The sequence below is a fragment of the Neisseria sp. 83E34 genome (genome assembly GCF_001308015.1).
Lineage (GTDB): Bacteria > Pseudomonadota > Gammaproteobacteria > Burkholderiales > Neisseriaceae > Neisseria.
This window is the reverse complement of sequence record NZ_LGYH01000006.1, coordinates 70,240-84,192: the sequence shown is the minus strand read 5'-3', so window position 1 is coordinate 84,192 and position 13,953 is coordinate 70,240. Positions and strand designations below refer to the sequence as shown.

The window sequence follows — 13,953 nt, the reverse complement described above, 5'->3', positions numbered from 1 at the left end:
CCATTAATTTTTATAAGGAGTATAGTCATCGCACAAGAACGCGAAGCACGAATCAACGGTGAAATCACCGCAAAAGAAGTGCGTTTAATCAGTGGTTCAGGCGAACAGCTTGGTATCGTTTCATTACGCGACGCTCTGGCCATGTCGGAAGAGCAGGATGTGGACTTGGTTGAAATTTCTCCAACCGCAAAGCCGCCTGTTTGCAAACTTATGGATTTTGGCAAATATAAATACGAGCAATCGAAAAAACGTGACGAAGCCAAGAAAAAGCAAAAACAGGTACAAATAAAAGAAATCAAATTCCGTCCGGGCACCGATGAGGGCGATTACCAAATCAAAATGCGCAATATCAACCGCTTTTTAGAGGATGGCGATAAAGTAAAAGTTACTTTGCGTTTCCGCGGTCGGGAGATGGCGCATCAGGAATTCGGTGCGCAATTGCTTGAACGGGTTAAAGAAGATTTGGCGGAAGTGGCGACTATCGAGCAGTTTCCGAAAATGGAAGGTCGCCAAATGGTCATGATGATTGCGCCGAAAAAGAAATAAGGCTATAATTTACAGCTTGCTTCAATTTGCCGCGTTAAAGCAAGTTCACTTAGCGGCGAAAACCGTGATATAGGGGTTTCAAGTATTTTGAACGAGATTCAAAATCCCCTTATATCTTATCTAATAAATGATATGGAGTATTCCCATGCCTAAAATGAAAACCAAGTCGAGCGCTAAAAAACGCTTTAAAGTACTGGGTAACGGTGGTGTGAAACGCGCCCATGCGTTTAAGCGCCACATTCTGACCAAGAAAACCACTAAGAACAAACGCCAATTGCGCGGTACCGCTATGGTAAATGACCGTGATTTGGCTTCTGTTGCTAAAATGTTACCCTACGCTTAAGGAGTTTAAAATATGCCACGCGTAAAACGCGGTGTAACCGCACGTGCCCGTCATAAAAAAGTATTAGCGTTAGCCAAAGGTTATCGCGGTCGTCGCAAAAACGTCTATCGCGTTGCCAAGCAAGCGGTAATGAAAGCCGGTCAATATGCTTACCGCGACCGCCGTCAACGCAAACGTCAGTTCCGTCAATTGTGGATTGTCCGTATCAATGCAGGTGCCCGTCAAAGCGGCTTGTCTTACAGCAAATTCATGAACGGTCTGAAACGCGCCGCTATCGAAATTGACCGTAAGGTATTGGCTGATTTGGCTGTATTCGATAAAGCAGCATTTGCGCAACTGGTAGAAAAAGCTAAAGCTGCTTTGGCTTAATATTGCATCCGGTTTAAATTAAAAAAAGGAAACTTAGGTTTCCTTTTTTTAATTTCGGATGAGTGCTAAAAAACAGCATCATGCTACTGTTTTTTAAAATATATTTGCGTTACAATACTTGATTTTTCGGATAGGCATTTATGCCTTTCCGTTATCAATTATCGATGGTGTGATTCCAACACTGTTAAAACAATATAGTTTAACTACCCATTTGAAAGCATTATGCAAAACGTAGACCAAATTGCAGCTGCCGGCATTGCTGCGGTGGAATCTGCTCAAGATTTCAATTCCTTAGAGCTTGTTAAAGCGCAATATATGGGGAAAGCCGGTGAACTAAACCTTTTGTTAAAACAGCTTGGTCGGATGTCGCCGGAAGAGCGCAAAACTGCCGGCGCTCATATCAATGAATGTAAAAACCGCTTTCAAGAAGCTTATAACACCAAACGTGATGCGTTAAATGCGGCCAAGCTGGAAGCCCAGCTGGCGGCAGAGGCCTTGGATGTTACTTTGCCGGGGCGTAGTCAAAGCGATGGTGGGCTGCATCCGGTGACTTTAATACTTCAGCGGGTAGTTGAGCTGTTTCACGGAATGGGCTTCGAGGTTGCCGACGGGCCTGAAATCGAAGACGACTTTCATAATTTCCAAGCCCTGAACATTCCTCAGAACCATCCCGCACGCGCGATGCAGGATACGTTTTATGTTGAAAACGGTGACGTTTTGCGCACACACACTTCGCCGATCCAGATTCGTTATATGCTGGATAAAAAAGAGCCGCCAATCCGAATTATCGCGCCCGGGCGCGTATACCGAGTAGATTCCGATGCTACACATTCGCCTATGTTTCATCAGGCTGAAGGCTTGTGGGTAGAAGAAGGCGTGACGATGGCGGATTTGAAAGCGGTATTCACTGATTTTATTCGTAGATTCTTTGAACGTGATGATTTGCAAGTGCGTTTTCGTCCTTCATTTTTCCCGTTTACCGAGCCGTCTGCCGAAATCGACATTATGGGTGATAACGGCAAGTGGTTGGAGGTGGGAGGCTGCGGCATGGTGCACCCGAATGTGTTGAGTAATGTGAACATTGATCCTGAAAAATATACCGGTTTTGCTTTTGGTATCGGTTTGGATCGCTTTGCTATGCTGCGCTACGGTATCAACGATTTACGTTTGTTTTTTGACAACGATCTGAATTTCTTGCAGCAGTTTAGATAACGTGCGGTTAGTGTGTTAGAGCCGTTTTCAGACAGGCTTTCTTTAAGTAAAAAATAAATGCCTGTCTGAAGCTGTGGTTTACCAATACTTTTGAATACCGTTAAATCAATCAATATCTGAAATAAACCGAGATTAAACATGCAGTTTTCCTACTCATGGCTGAAAACACAAGCCGATCCTAATCTTTCCGCTGATGAATTTGCACACTTGTTGACAATGTCCGGCCTTGAGGTGGAAGAAGCCGATACAGCGGCGCCCGCTTTTACCGGTGTGGTTGTGGCAGAAGTTAAATCGGTAGAAAAGCATCCCGATGCAGACCGTTTGAATATTACCCAAGTAGACGCGGGCACAGGCGAGCTGATTCAAATCGTTTGCGGTGCTCCGAATGTTCAGGCAGGCATTAAAGTGCCTTGTGCATTGCCAGGTGCTGTATTGCCGGGCAACTTTAAAATCAAACCCACAAAAATGCGCGGCCAAACTTCCAACGGCATGTTGTGTTCGGCAAAAGAATTAGGCCTGTCTGAAGAGGCAAGTGGCTTGTTGGTGTTGCCTGTTGAAGCACCGGTAGGAAAAAATATCCGTGATTATCTGGATTTGGACGATACGGTATTCACGCTGAAAATCACGCCTAACCGCGCGGATTGCCTGAGCATCAAGGGTTTGGCGCGGGAAGTTGCCGCTTTAACGCAATGCGAAAACCATGTGCCGAATATTGTGTCTGCCAAAATTACCAGTAAAAAAATTCAGCCCGTGCGCATTGAGGCGCCTGCGGATTGCGGCCGCTTCATCAGCCGAGTAATTGAAAATGTAAATGCTAAGGCAGCAACACCTGAATGGATGAAGCAGCGCTTGGCACGTAGCGGTATTCGCTCGATTTCCGCTTTGGTCGATATAGGCAACTATGTCATGTTGGAGTTGGGTCAGCCTATGCATATTTTTGATGCGGACAAATTAAGCGGCAGCATTATTGTCCGCAGAGCCAGAGAAGGCGAAGAGTTGGTTTGTTTGAATGAGAAAACTGTATGCCTGTCTGAAAATACTTTGGTTATTGCTGATGAGAAAAATGCATTGAGCATGGCCGGTTTGATGGGAGGGGAATCCAGCGCTGTTTCTGATAGTACGCAAAATATTGTATTGGAATCGGCTTGGTTTAAGCCAGAAATTATTGCCGGAAAATCCCGCCAATACGGCTTTGGTTCAGATTCTTCTTTCCGCTTCGAGAGAGGCGTAGATTGGACTTTACAAGCCGACGCCATAGAGCGGGCTACGGAATTGGTGGTACAAATCTGTGGCGGGCAGGTTGGCGACATGCAGGAAGCAGTGGGCGAACTGCCTGTACAAAATACTGTAGGCCTGCGTTTGGCGCGGGTGGAAAAAATATTGGGCGTGCATATACCTGCTGAAAAAATTGAAACTATTTTGAAGAATTTGGGGCTGAATCCGGTTGCCACATCTGATGGTTTTCGGGTTACCGCACCAAGTTTCCGCTTTGATATTGAAATTGAAGCAGATCTGATTGAAGAAATCGGCCGCGTATATGGTTATGAAAATATTCCTGATGACTACACGTCCGGCCGCTTGAAAATGTTGCGTTTACCCGAAACTCAAAAATCACGTTTCGGTATTTACAGTCACATGGCTGCACGCGGTTATCAGGAAGTGGTGAGTTATGCATTTGTGAACGAACAATGGGAAGCAGACTTTGCTGCCAATGAAACACCCGTACGTCTGCAAAACCCACTGGCTGCGCAATTTAGCGTGATGCGTTCCACTCTGATCGGCGGGTTGGTAGAGATTCTGCAAAATAACCTTAACCGTAAGCAAAACCGTGTGCGTATATTTGAAGTAGCACGGGTTTTCAGCAAAACCGCTAATGGCGTATTCATGCAAAATGAGAGAATCGGTGCGTTGGTATATGGCTCGGCCAAGCCGGAGCAATGGGCTGAAAAAACCAAACCGGTTGATTTTTATGATTTAAAAGCCGACGTGGAAAGTTTATTGGCAGGTAAAAACGTACGCTTTATTAAAGCAGAGCACCCCGCGTTGCATCCGGGACGGACGGCGGAGATTCAGGTTAACGGTAATACCGTCGGGTTTATGGGCGAGCTGCATCCGAAGTGGCTGCAAAAATATGATTTGCCGCAAGCCGCTTTGGTGTTTGAATTGGACATGGCTGCCGTAAGCAATACGGAAAAAGCAGTTTATCACCCGGTTTCTAAATTCCAGCCGGTGCGTCGAGATTTGGCCTTTGTGATGCCGGAAAGTGTTTGCCATGATGATTTAGTTGACGCTTTGAAAACTGTAACCAACCAGCTGATTCAAGAAATCAGCGTGTTTGACGTATATCGTGGTACAGGCCTGTCTGAAGGCATGAAGAGTATTGCGGTAAAAGTGACTCTGCAAGGCTTTGATGCCACGTTGACTGATGCGGAAGTGGAGCCTGTTGTGGCGGAATTAATTAAAGCGGCGGAAACAACAGGTGCTGTTTTGAGGGCTTAAATATTTAGTATTTTCTTGAATTTTAAGTGAAAATTAGTGATAATTCTCTATTGTTTTAAAAGAAGGTAATCAAATGACTTTAACGAAGGCCGAACTAGCCGATATCTTGGTAGAAAAAGTAAGCAACGTATCCAAAAACGATGCAAAAGAGATTGTTGAGCTTTTCTTTGAAGAAATCCGCACCACTTTGGAGCGCGGCGAAGAAATCAAAATCTCAGGTTTCGGCAATTTCCAATTACGCGACAAACCTCAGCGCCCGGGCCGCAATCCGAAAACCGGCGAAGAAGTGCCGATTTCCGCCCGTCGTGTGGTAACATTCCATGCAAGCCAAAAATTAAAAGGCATGGTAGAACATTATTATGACAAACAAAACTAACGCGCTGCCCCCATTGCCCGCCAAACGCTATTTCACTTTGCTGGAAGTGTGTGAATTGGTACAAATCAGCCCGGCTCAATTTGCCGAATGGCAGAATGCCAACGGCGTTGTAATCGGCTACGGCGGTGAATTTTATACCCGTCAAGATGTGGTTAAGTTGCGCCAGCTTCAAGGCACTTTTGCCCCATTTATTGATGAATTTAATCATAATGCGCTGGATGCTGAAGGTAAACCTGCTGCGGATGCGCAAGAAGTGCGTGAAGCGCTGGAGCTGATGTTGGGCAATGTTGAAAAAGCCCTTGCCAAGCAATAGCGTTTTCCATATAATCTCAGACTTTCTCGAGTCGGAGTGTGGCGCAGTCTGGTAGCGCACTTGCATGGGGTGCAAGGGGTCGAAGGTTCGAATCCTTTCACTCCGACCAATATAAAATTTAAAACCTAGCTTTGTTCAAAGCTAGGTTTTTTCATGTGCGGGGCTATAGCGGTGGAAATAAACTTTTTATACAAGGAGGCGAACTGCAGGTAGTTATAGTTAAACAAAATCGTTCCTTCTTAGGCAAAGGAAGCCAACGCCGCATGAGAATTTCATTTTCACTGCTGCATAAAGATAATAAAGTTGGAAACTTTTCTGTAAAGCCCCCAAAAGCGTTCTTGCAGTTATAATTTCATTTTTCAAATTCAAACCGCTTTTCATTTCTCATGCAACCCTCTGTCGCCGCTTTTGATCCGTTTACCATTCCCATTCAAGGTACAAACCTTATTGAAGCTTCTGCCGGTACAGGTAAAACATTCGGCATAGCTGCTTTGTTTACCCGTTTGGTTTTGCTGGAGAAAATGCCGGTTGAGAGCATTCTGGTGGTCACGTTTACCAAGGCGGCTACGGCGGAATTGAAAACCCGCTTACGTTCGCGTTTGGATGAGGCGCTTCGTTGGCTGGAAAAACCAGATGATCAGAAACCTTCAATTGATGATTTTCTTCAAAATCTATTGGATAAAGCATTAAACCAAGAGACGGAAGCCTTGCTGATTTTGCGCTTGAAAGCCGCTATTTCGCAGTTTGATAATGCGGCGATATATACCATACACGGGTTTTGCCAGCGCCTGCTGCGCGATTACGCATTTTTTTGTCAAGTGCCGTTTGATATGGAGCTGGAAACCGATGGCAATGAGCGTTTATTGATAGCGGCACAGGATTTCTGGCGCGAGAGGGTGGCGCACGATGCTGTGGCGGCGCGTTTGGTGTTTGGGCACAATCTCACGCCAGAGTCGGAGCTTGCCAAAATGCGCACTTACATCGGCAGGCCTTTGCTGCAGTATGCGAAAAACGAGGTGGATTTGGCCGAAAGAGAGGTCGAATTATCAAAAGCATGGGCGAAAGTGTATGCCGGATTAACCGAACTGGAGGTGATATTTGAGCAAGTTCATTCTGTAATCAATAAAAGAACATTTGCTCCAAAAAGCATGCAAGATCTGTTTGCCGCATTGAAGCAGGATGCGGCAAACCAATGCCTGTCTGAAAAAAACGAACTGTATCGAAAACATTTGCCAAAGTTTGATTTGGAAACTTTGAAAGGCAATGTCAACAAAGGCAAAACATTGGTGGCAAATGCCGATAAGTTAAACCTTTTGGCCAATTTGGGGCGGGTCATCGTAGCCAAGCAAGCTGCCGAACAAGCTGCCGTTGCCGCATTGCAACTGGATTTTCTGGATTACATCAAAGCTGCTGTGGCCCAGCTCAAGGAAACGCAGCGTGAACGCGGCTATGACGATTTGCTGCTGGATGTTTATGCTGCACTTAATGAAAACAGCCTGTATAGCAAGGCTTTGGCCGAGATGGTTGCCAATACTTGGCAAGTGGCGCTGATTGATGAATTTCAAGATACCGATCCGTTGCAATACGGCATTTTCCAAAAAACATTTATCCGACACGGTAATCCCTTATTTCTAGTAGGCGATCCGAAGCAGGCGATTTACAGTTTCAGAGGCGCGGATATCCATGCTTATCTGCAAGCTGCGGATGATGCCGACCATCATTACACACTGACGCAAAACTACCGCAGCCACAATCAACTGATTAAAAGCATCAGCTTGTTTTTCCAGCAGAAAAAGCAACCTTTTGTATTGAAAGGCATAGGCTATACCGATGTATCGGCAGCACGCGCCGATGCCTGTCTGAAACCTTTGGATCATGCCTTGCGTGTACGCTGGTTGAATGGAGATGATGAAGCTGCACTGAATAAAGAAGTGTTGCGCAGCCGCGCAGCCGAATATTGCGCAGATGAAATTGCCGCTATGTTAAACCGCGCGGCGGAGGGCGGGTTGAACTTAAAAGCGCGCCCTTTGCAAACCGGCGACATTGCCGTGTTGGTACGCACGCGCAACGAAGGCAGCATGGTGGGTGCAGCCTTGAAAGCTCGCGGCATACAGAGCGTGCTGCTGCAACGTCATTCCGTGTTTGCCGAGAAAGAGGCGCGTGCTGTGGCGGCTTTGCTGGCTTTTTGGCTGCGACCGCAGGAAACCGAGGCTTTGCGCTTTGTGTTGGGCAGCGTTTTGTTCGGCCAAACAGCCGAGCAATTATATGCTCTGAACCAAAACGAACATCAATTGCTCGATTATATAGATGCCGCGCAAACCGCTCTGGCTACTTGGCAAAAACACGGTATTTATGCGGCGATGCAGCAGTTTGCCGCCCGTTATGATTTGGAAGGCGGGCTGTTATCGGCGCGCAATGAGCGCAGCCTGACCAACTATCATCAGATTATCGAATTGCTGGCGGAAGAAGACGAACGAAGCCGCTCGCCCGAATCGCTGCACCAATGGTTGAAAGTGCAGATCAGCGAAGCGCAAAACGGCAAAGAAGCGGGTGAAAATAAAATCTTGCGGCTGGAAAGCGATGAAGCTTTGGTAAAAATCGTAACCATGCATGCCTCGAAAGGCTTGCAATATCCGGTAGTGTTTTGCCCGTTTGTGTGGGATGCGGCAGATTATAAAACCGAAGATTGGCAGGTTATCAATCGTGAAACAGGCAGTGAATTGGTGTCGGCACTTGAGCTGACAGACGAAGACAAAAACGCTTTGGCCGATGAAGAATTGGGCGAGCGGCTGCGCCTGCTTTATGTGGCGATGACGCGCGCTGAGGAGCAGCTTACCATTTATGCCGCTTACTTTAACGGCAGCGCCAGAAACACATTTGCTTATCTTTTGGAAGGCAGCGAAGAAGCAACGAGGGCAGAAATAGAAGCCGGGTATGCCGCAGAGAAAAAGGCCAACAAAGCGGAAGGTGAAAAAAACATGCTGCTGAAAAATTGGCTGCGTTTGATAGAAAATGCGCCCGAGAATACCGATATCGTTTGGCTGCAAGGCGCACCCGAAACCGCCGCCAGCCAAAGCCAAACGTATTCTGAAAACGGGTTTCAAGCTTGGGCACCGACGGTGAGGGCGTTTGAACACATCCGCCATACCAGCTTTACCGGCTTGCTGCGCGATTTGTCCGCCGCTGCCGCGCCGGAGCGCGAAGAGCTGCAACCTGCGGTAGATGCAGCAGAAGCAGGTTTGGCGCAGAGCGGTTTAGCAGAAAGCCTGTCTGAAAATATGGCGGTAAGCGATGATGTTTACGATATCTACCATTTCCCGCGCGGAACACATGCAGGTGTATGTTTGCACGAGCTTTTGGAGCACTTCGAATTCAGCCGCCCTGCATCAGAGCAGCAGGCGCAAATTGCAGAAACACTGGCGCGCTACGGTTTTGGGGAAGAATGGCTGAGCGCCGTGTGTATCATGCTGGATAACGCAGCGCGCGCCGAATTGTTTAATCATTTGGCATTAGCAGACTTGCCTGAGCAAAACCGTTTGCCCGAAATGGATTTTATGCTCAAAGTGGAAGATTTCAGCCCGGCCAGGCTGCAAGCATGGTTTGCGCGCCCGAATCTTGCTTTGCCGCCAAGCTGCCTTGCCGCCGCACGGCATTTGGATTTCGACACGGTAAAAGGTTTTCTCAGCGGTTTTATCGATATGACTTGTATCGACGGAGAAGGCAACGTTTGTGTGATTGACTATAAATCCAATTATCTCGGTGCGGAGCAGCAAGCCTATACGCAAGAAGCGATGGATGAAGCGATGGCGGCGCATCATTATTATCTGCAAGCCATGATTTATGCTGTGGCGGTTGCCCGCTATTTGCAGCAGCAAAATGCCGGGTTCAACAGCATTTGCGTACGCTATTTGTTTTTGCGGGGCTTAGACGGCGAGGATGGCGGCGTGTGGCGTTGGCAGTTGGAGAGAGCGGATTTGCAGGAATGGTTATAACGCAGAATGCCTGTCTGAAAAAGAGTGCGGCAGGTTTACAGTTGAGTTAATCGGCACAGCATTCCGCTTTTCAGACAGGCATATCCAAACCCTGCGATTTCAGGTATATTTCAAAGAAACAAACCGCAAAACAAATAACCGACAAAGGATTTCCCAAATGTTCAAACGTCCGGAAGAGCTCATTATGGCCGTGCTTGCCGCCCTTTGGGTGGTGCTTACCTTTTTTCTTGCTTCCTATTTTGGCGCACCCACGCAAACCGCTTTGCTGATTTCTGCCTTAACCTTGATTTGGGCCGGCGTGTTTTTTATGCTGTGGCAGCGTAATTTAACAAACTGGATTTGGCCGGTGTTTTTAGGCTTGTTGGCGGCTTGCTGGTGGCCTTATCTGGATTGGTATGCCGTGCGAGATTTGATTGCAGCCGGTGTGGCGGGAGAAACCATTGTGGTGGGCAAACCGTGGTATGCCACTTGGACATTCAAAGTGATTTTGGCCGTTATTCCGGTGGTGTTGGGCTATGGCCTGAAATGGAAATTTGCCCATAAGGAAATCAATACCATACCTTGATATTATCGGATTGAAAAAATGCCTGTCTGAAAACTTTTTCAGACAGGCATTTTTTTATCAAAACGTTTATCTCACATGCGGTAACACGGCCAAAACGGCCGATAAGCTTGCTTCACCCAAGCGTAAGGAGCGTTGGCCGTTCCAGCCGAAATCGTCGTCGGGCATATTGTTGTTGTCTTTAAACGGCATTTCCAAAGTGTAGGAGAGGCAGTTGAACGTGTTGCCGACATAATTGGCGGCGAGCGTTAAATTGGCTTGGCCGGGTTCGTCTTTCGGGTAGCCGAATTCATCTTGAAAATCGGGGCTGGCGGCTTTGAGCGCGGTTTTGAAGCGGGTTTCCAAATCGGCGATGCGCCCGTTATAGTTGGGCACGCCTTCGGTGCCTGCGGCGAAAATATAGGGAATGGCTTCATCGCCGTGAATATCAAGGAACAAATCCACACCGGTTTCGTGCATTTTCCGGCGCACATAAAACACTTCCGGGCTTTTTTCCGGGGTGGGCTCCAGCCATTCGCGGTTGAGGTTGGCGCCGGCGGCGTTGGTGCGCAGATTGCCCAAGGCCGAGCCGTCGGGGTTCATATTCGGCACGATGTAGAACGTGGCTTGGTCGAGCAGGGCGCGGGCGGTCGGGTCTTGCGGGTCGAGCAGGCGGGCGAGCAAGCCTTCGATAAACCATTCGGCCATGGTTTCGCCCGGATGCTGGCGCGCGATAATCCATACTTTTAAATCGCTTTCAACCTGGTTGCCGACGGTAAGCAGGTTGATGTCGCGGCCTTCGACGGTGCTGCCCAAATCTTCGATTTGGCAGAGCCCGCTGCCTTGTGCATCGCCGAGCAGATTGAGGTGTTGTTCGCTGGAATAGGGCTCGAAGTAGGCGTAATAAATGCTGTTGGCCAGCGGTGTGTGTTCGATGGTGAGCACGCCGTTTTCATAACGGGTGGGTACGCGGAACCAGTTTTGCCGGTCGTAGGAGGCGCAGGTTTGGTAATCGATCCAGCCGTCGGGGTAAGCGCATTGTGCTGCATTTTCAAAATGCATGGTGCAGGGCGTGTAAGCTGCGCCTTGCAGCCGGAAATAAAACCATTGGGCGAAGTCGGATGCGTTGTCGGGGCGGATTTCGAGGCGGATGTTTGAAGCGTCGGCCAAATCTTTCACAACCACGGCGCCTGCATCAAAACGGGTGCTGATTTTCAACATGCTGCTTTCCTGTATCGGCATTAATAAATTTGGATATTATAAAGCCGCGTGGGTGGATTGTGAAAGGATATAGCTGTGAAACTGAATCGTCCGCATGTCATTTTCACAGTCGGAGGCGCAATCAGGTAGAATAAGCGGAATTTTCAGACAGGCATTTTATCTATGAGCGACATCCAATCTTTTTCCAACCGTTTGGGTAAAAATATCAAGCATTATTTGAAATGGGCGCGGCGTAACGATATTGAAGCATGGCGTATGTACGACCGCGACATTCCGCAATTCCCGTTTGCGGTTGATGTGTATGGCGAACGAATCCATCTGCAGGAATACGATACCGGTTGGAAAATGCGGCCTGAAGAATATGAGGCCTGGCTGGCCGAAGTGGTGGAGGCGGTGGCTTTTGTGACCGGATTTCCCGAAACGCATATCCACTTGAAGCGGCGCGAGCGGCAGAAAGGCGCGCAGCAATACGAGAAAACCGGTAAGGCGGGCGAGGATTTTATCGTGCATGAAAACGGGCGCACATTCTGGGTGAATCTGGAAAAATATCTGGATACCGGTCTGTTTCTCGACCACCGCAACACGCGCAAAAAAGTGGGCGACATTGCGCAGGGCAAGCGTTTTTTAAATTTGTTTTCTTATACCGGGAGTTTCACCGTTTATGCGGCGACGGGCGGCGCGGTGAGCAGTGAAACCGTTGATTTGTCGAACACTTATCTGGATTGGGCGCGCCGCAATTTCGAGCTGAACGGCATAGACGAAACACAACACAAAATCGTGCGCGCCGATGTATTCCAATATCTTCAGACAGGCATTCGCGAAGGCAAACGTTTCGATCTGATTGTGATGGATCCGCCGAGCTTTTCCAACAGCAAAAAAATGCTGGATATCCTCGACATCCAGCGCGACCATGTGCGGTTGGTTGATGATGTGATGAAGCTGCTGGCGCCTGAGGGCATTTTGTATTTTTCCAATAATCTGCGCAGCTTTAAGCTGGATGACGCGTTGACTGAGCGTTATCAGGTAAAAGATATCTCCGCCCAGTCGGTGCCGGAAGATTTCCGCAACAAAAAAATTCATCAGTGCTGGGAAATCAGGCACCGTCAAATGCCTGTCTGAAAAGGATGAAAACGATGAATATCAAAATCTTACTTACCGGCTGCCTGCTATTGGGCGGCTGCTATTATTCGGAAACGCCTTACGGCCGCCGCGCCGTGCTGGATTTGCCCGTACAGAGTGAAACCACAGTCAACAAAACCGTTACCGTCAACGCGCCGCCGGGCACCACGGTGATTTATCACGACACGCAGCCGGTGATTATCGAGCGACCGCGCCGCCGCCCGCATTACTATTAATCTGTTTCAGACAGGCATTGAAAGAGAAATATGCAATGAAGATTCTCATCGCGCCGGATTCGTTTAAAGAAAGCCTGACCGCGCAGGAAGTGGCGGACGCGGTGGAATGCGGTTTGAGAAAAGCGTTGCCGGATGCCGAATATGTGAAAGTGCCGATGGCCGACGGCGGCGAAGGTACGGTTCAGTCGCTGCTGGATGCCACGGGCGGGCGGCGGAAAACGGTGGAAGTGCGCGCTCCGTCGGGGGATAAAGTGAAGGCTTCGTTCGGTTTGTCGGGCGACGGAAAAACGGCGTTTGTTGAAATGGCCGCCGCTTCCGGCCTGCATTTGGTGCCACAAACCAAGCGCAACCCGTTAATCACCACGAGCTACGGCACGGGCGAGTTGATTCGCGCTGCGCTTGAAGCCGGTGTAGGCAAAATCATTTTGGGCATAGGCGGCAGCGCCACTAATGACGGCGGCGCGGGCATGTTGCAGGCTTTGGGTGCGCGCCTGTTGGATGCTGAAGGCACAGAATTGCCACCGGGCGGCGCGGCTTTAGCAAATTTGGCGCATATTGATCTGAGCGGGTTGGATGCCTGTCTGAAAAATGTTGTGATTGAAGTGGCATGTGATGTGGACAACCCTTTATGCGGCGAGCTAGGTGCATCGGCCGTGTTCGGCCCGCAGAAAGGCGCAACGCCGCAAATGGTAGTAGAGTTGGATGCAGCGCTGAACCGGTTTGCGTGTATTATCGAGCGGGATTTGGGCATTTCGATTGCGCATTATCCGGGCGCAGGTGCGGCGGGCGGTATGGGCGGCGGCTTGCTTTTGCTGCCCGATGCCTGTCTGAAAAGCGGTGTCGAGATTGTGATGGAAGCTGTGGGATTGGCGGAAAAAATTCGGGATGCCGATTGGGTAATTACCGGAGAAGGGCGGATGGACGGCCAAAGTGTGCGCGGTAAAACGCCTGCCGGTGTGGCGAAGCTGGCCAAGCGCTTCGGCAAACCGGTGATTGCCATTGTCGGCAGCTTGGGTAAGGATTATGAAGCAGTTTATGATGCAGGCATTGATGCGGTGTTCCCCATTATCCGGAGTGTCGGCAGCTTGGAGGAAACTTTGCAGAAAGGGCGTGCCAATCTGGTTGCGGCGGCAGAGAATATCGGCAGGTTTTATCTGGCGGTGTCGAGAAGATGAAATGGTGGAAT

The 13,953-nt window shown here is 48.8% G+C and carries 13 protein-coding genes and 1 tRNA gene; 13 read left to right on the top strand and 1 reads right to left on the bottom strand.

All coding sequences use genetic code 11. From position 1 onward, the window contains the following. Positions 1-21 precede the first annotated feature (21 nt). The 10 genes from infC to AKG09_RS07390 all read left to right on the top strand — a co-directional run bounded on the left by infC (position 22) and on the right by AKG09_RS07390 (position 10,215). Positions 22-546 (top strand): translation initiation factor IF-3, encoded by a 525-nt coding sequence (infC, locus tag AKG09_RS07435; protein ID WP_082391878.1) that lies wholly within the window; start codon positions 22-24, stop codon positions 544-546. 145 nt (positions 547-691) lie between these two features. Further along, positions 692-889 (top strand): 50S ribosomal protein L35, encoded by a 198-nt coding sequence (gene rpmI, locus AKG09_RS07430; RefSeq protein ID WP_040666974.1) that lies wholly within the window; start codon positions 692-694, stop codon positions 887-889. 12 nt (positions 890-901) lie between these two features. Next, a complete protein-coding gene (gene rplT / locus AKG09_RS07425) occupies positions 902-1,258 on the top strand; it encodes a 50S ribosomal protein L20 (RefSeq protein ID WP_054618819.1) in 357 nt (118 codons plus the stop codon). Positions 1,259-1,480: 222 nt separating this feature from the next. Next, positions 1,481-2,470 (top strand): phenylalanine--tRNA ligase subunit alpha, encoded by a 990-nt coding sequence (pheS, locus tag AKG09_RS07420; protein ID WP_054618818.1) that lies wholly within the window; start codon positions 1,481-1,483, stop codon positions 2,468-2,470. A gap of 138 nt (positions 2,471-2,608) precedes the next feature. After that, positions 2,609-4,969, top strand: a complete 2,361-nt coding sequence (pheT, locus tag AKG09_RS07415) for a phenylalanine--tRNA ligase subunit beta (RefSeq protein ID WP_054618817.1) — start codon at positions 2,609-2,611, stop codon at positions 4,967-4,969. 73 nt (positions 4,970-5,042) lie between these two features. Continuing rightward, positions 5,043-5,345 carry an integration host factor subunit alpha gene (locus tag AKG09_RS07410; RefSeq protein ID WP_040666975.1) on the top strand — a complete coding sequence of 101 codons (303 nt, stop codon included), beginning with the start codon at positions 5,043-5,045 and terminating at the stop codon, positions 5,343-5,345. Then, positions 5,329-5,658 (top strand): hypothetical protein, encoded by a 330-nt coding sequence (locus tag AKG09_RS07405; protein ID WP_054618816.1) that lies wholly within the window; start codon positions 5,329-5,331, stop codon positions 5,656-5,658. The genes AKG09_RS07410 and AKG09_RS07405 overlap by 17 nt, the downstream gene beginning before the upstream one ends. 32 nt (positions 5,659-5,690) lie before the next feature. Beyond that, a tRNA-Pro gene (locus tag AKG09_RS07400) sits at positions 5,691-5,767 on the top strand. A gap of 277 nt (positions 5,768-6,044) precedes the next feature. Then, on the top strand, positions 6,045-9,650 hold the full coding sequence (gene recB / locus AKG09_RS07395) for an exodeoxyribonuclease V subunit beta (RefSeq protein ID WP_054618815.1): 3,606 nt from the start codon (positions 6,045-6,047) through the stop codon (positions 9,648-9,650). A gap of 157 nt (positions 9,651-9,807) precedes the next feature. Then, entirely contained in the window at positions 9,808-10,215 is a 408-nt protein-coding gene (locus AKG09_RS07390; protein WP_054618814.1) for a hypothetical protein, read from the top strand. A 66-nt stretch (positions 10,216-10,281) separates the two neighbouring features. On the opposite strand, the gene AKG09_RS07385 is transcribed toward AKG09_RS07390, so the two are convergent. Then, positions 10,282-11,412, bottom strand: coding sequence for a M14-type cytosolic carboxypeptidase (locus AKG09_RS07385; RefSeq protein ID WP_054618813.1), 1,131 nt, complete (start codon positions 11,410-11,412; stop codon positions 10,282-10,284). Positions 11,413-11,574: 162 nt separating this feature from the next. Between AKG09_RS07385 and AKG09_RS07380 the strand changes: the two genes are divergently transcribed. Genes AKG09_RS07380 through AKG09_RS07370 form a run of 3 tightly spaced genes read left to right on the top strand, consistent with a single transcriptional unit; the run spans position 11,575 to position 13,942 of the window. Beyond that, entirely contained in the window at positions 11,575-12,531 is a 957-nt protein-coding gene (locus AKG09_RS07380; protein WP_054618812.1) for a class I SAM-dependent methyltransferase, read from the top strand. 14 nt (positions 12,532-12,545) lie between these two features. After that, the gene (locus AKG09_RS07375; protein ID WP_054618811.1) at positions 12,546-12,767 is read left to right on the top strand and encodes a hypothetical protein; all 222 of its coding nucleotides are present in this window, start codon (positions 12,546-12,548) and stop codon (positions 12,765-12,767) included. A 35-nt stretch (positions 12,768-12,802) separates the two neighbouring features. Continuing rightward, positions 12,803-13,942, top strand: coding sequence for a glycerate kinase (locus AKG09_RS07370; protein ID WP_054618810.1), 1,140 nt, complete (start codon positions 12,803-12,805; stop codon positions 13,940-13,942). The last annotated feature ends 11 nt before the right edge of the window (positions 13,943-13,953 follow it).

Coding starts and splice junctions, on each gene's coding strand:
- rpmI (WP_040666974.1), top strand. CDS start 692: ATGCCTAAAATGAAAACCAAGTCGAGCGCTAAAAAACGCTTTAAAGTA.
- AKG09_RS07390 (WP_054618814.1), top strand. CDS start 9,808: ATGTTCAAACGTCCGGAAGAGCTCATTATGGCCGTGCTTGCCGCCCTT.
- AKG09_RS07380 (WP_054618812.1), top strand. CDS start 11,575: ATGAGCGACATCCAATCTTTTTCCAACCGTTTGGGTAAAAATATCAAG.
- pheS (WP_054618818.1), top strand. CDS start 1,481: ATGCAAAACGTAGACCAAATTGCAGCTGCCGGCATTGCTGCGGTGGAA.
- AKG09_RS07385 (WP_054618813.1), bottom strand. CDS start 11,412: ATGTTGAAAATCAGCACCCGTTTTGATGCAGGCGCCGTGGTTGTGAAA.
- AKG09_RS07410 (WP_040666975.1), top strand. CDS start 5,043: ATGACTTTAACGAAGGCCGAACTAGCCGATATCTTGGTAGAAAAAGTA.
- pheT (WP_054618817.1), top strand. CDS start 2,609: ATGCAGTTTTCCTACTCATGGCTGAAAACACAAGCCGATCCTAATCTT.
- recB (WP_054618815.1), top strand. CDS start 6,045: ATGCAACCCTCTGTCGCCGCTTTTGATCCGTTTACCATTCCCATTCAA.
- rplT (WP_054618819.1), top strand. CDS start 902: ATGCCACGCGTAAAACGCGGTGTAACCGCACGTGCCCGTCATAAAAAA.
- AKG09_RS07405 (WP_054618816.1), top strand. CDS start 5,329: ATGACAAACAAAACTAACGCGCTGCCCCCATTGCCCGCCAAACGCTAT.
- AKG09_RS07370 (WP_054618810.1), top strand. CDS start 12,803: ATGAAGATTCTCATCGCGCCGGATTCGTTTAAAGAAAGCCTGACCGCG.
- AKG09_RS07375 (WP_054618811.1), top strand. CDS start 12,546: ATGAATATCAAAATCTTACTTACCGGCTGCCTGCTATTGGGCGGCTGC.